Below are 1,289 nucleotides of genomic sequence, written 5' to 3'. Positions count from 1 at the left end.
GTCGCCGGCACCCCCGACCCGGTCTCCGGGGCGGACGAGGTCGTCGCCTTCGCCGAGGAGCACGGCCTGCCGATCGCGATCAAGGCCGCCTTCGGCGGCGGCGGCCGCGGCCTGAAGGTCGCCCGCACCCTCGAGGAAGTCCCCGAGCTGTACGACTCCGCCGTCCGCGAGGCGGTCGCCGCCTTCGGCCGCGGCGAGTGCTTCGTCGAGCGCTACCTCGACAAGCCGCGCCACGTCGAGACCCAGTGCCTGGCCGACAGCCACGGCAACGTCGTCGTGGTCTCCACCCGTGACTGCTCCCTGCAGCGCCGCCACCAAAAACTCGTCGAGGAGGCCCCCGCGCCGTTCCTCACCGAGGACCAGAACCGGCAGCTGTACGCCGCCTCCAAGGCCATCCTCAAGGAGGCCGGCTACGTCGGCGCCGGCACCGTGGAGTTCCTCGTCGGCAACGACGGCACGATCTCCTTCCTCGAGGTCAACACCCGCCTGCAGGTCGAGCACCCGGTCACCGAGGAGGTCACCGGCATCGACCTGGTCCGCGAGATGTTCCGTATCGCGGACGGCGAGAAGCTCGGCTACGACGACCCGCCGCTGCGCGGTCACTCGTTCGAGTTCCGCATCAACGGCGAGGACCCGGGCCGGGGCTTCCTGCCCGCCCCCGGCACCGTCACCACCTTCACGCCGCCCACCGGCCCCGGTGTCCGCCTGGACGCGGGCGTGGAGTCCGGCTCGGTCATCGGCCCGGCGTGGGACTCGCTCCTCGCCAAGCTGATCATCACCGGCGCCACCCGGCAGCAGGCCCTGCAGCGCGCCGCCCGCGCGCTGGCCGAGTTCCAGGTCGAGGGCATGGCCACCGCCATCCCCTTCCACCGCGCTGTCGTCACCGACCCGGCCTTCGGCCCCGAACTGACCGGCTCGGCCGACCCGTTCACGGTCCACACCCGCTGGATCGAGACCGAGTTCGTCAACGAGATCAAGCCCTTCGCTGCCCCCGCCGACGCGGAGGCCGAGGAGGAGTCGGGCCGCGAGACCGTCGTCGTCGAGGTCGGCGGCAAGCGTCTCGAGGTCTCCCTGCCCGCCTCGCTGGGCATGTCCCTGGCCCGCACCGGCCTCGCGGCGGGCGCCAAGCCCAAGCGCCGCGCGGCGAAGAAGTCCGGTCCGGTCGCCTCCGGTGACACGCTCGCCTCGCCCATGCAGGGCACGATCGTGAAGGTGGCGGTCGAGGAGGGCCAGGAGGTCAAGGAAGGCGACCTCGTCGTCGTCCTGGAGGCCATGAAGATGGAGCAGCC

General features: G+C 72.1%; 1 protein-coding gene. It reads left to right on the top strand.

Annotated features, from left to right (window positions below; genetic code table 11):
• Positions 1-1,289, top strand: a 1,289-nt coding sequence (locus tag ACWD4J_RS44100) for an ATP-binding protein (protein ID WP_451401196.1), incomplete at both ends; no start/stop codon positions are given.

It is taken from the genome of Streptomyces sp. NPDC002577 (assembly GCF_053594815.1).
Note: the sequence above shows the minus strand (reverse complement) of the source record. Positions and strands in the feature narration are given on the sequence as shown.